This window comes from Aminobacter sp. P4_D5, assembly GCF_056401815.1.
On sequence record NZ_JBFUIP010000945.1, the window covers coordinates 1 to 624 of the forward strand.

Here is a 624-nt window from a genome sequence, read left to right on the forward strand (position 1 = left end):
GTCGGGCTCCATCATGGTCGGCGCGGTGCTGACCAACCGCTCGCCGGTCGGCCTCTCCAGCGTCACGCCGATCGCGCGCATGACCCAGGAGGTCGGCGTGGTGGTGGTGCCGGCGCAGTCGGACATCCAGGACATCGGGGGTCTGCTGAACTCCTTCCGCAGCAATCCCGGCGGCACATCGGTCGCCGGTGGCAGCGCCGGCGGGACCGACCACATCACCCTCGGCCTGATCCTGCGGGCGCTGGGCCGCAGCGCGCGCGAGGGCAGCTATCTGGCCTTCGCCGGCGGCGGGCCGGCCCAGGCGGCGATCCTCGGCGCGCAGGTGAAGTGCGGCATCTCCGGCTACTCCGAATTCGCCGAGCAGATCCGGGCGGGCCGGATGCGGGCGCTGGCCACCACGGGCGAGACCCGCAGCGAGCCGAACATCCCGACGCTGAGGGAATCCGGCGTGGACGTGGTGATCGCCAACTGGCGTGGCGTCTTCGGCGCGCCCGGCATCAACGCCAACCAGAAGGCCGCGCTGACCAGCTTCATCACCGACCTCGTGGCCCTGCCGGCCTGGAAGGAGCTGATGGAGACGCGCGGCTGGGACAACGCCTTCCTCGCCGGCGCGGAGTTCGAGCG

1 protein-coding gene is annotated in these 624 nt (G+C 72.0%); it reads left to right on the forward strand.

What is annotated here, in order from left to right; translation table 11 throughout:
* Nucleotides 1-13: 13 nt before the first annotated feature.
* Nucleotides 14-624 (forward strand): Bug family tripartite tricarboxylate transporter substrate binding protein (locus AC1DWF_RS35965; RefSeq protein WP_476843230.1); only part of this gene is annotated, 611 nt, incomplete at its 3' end.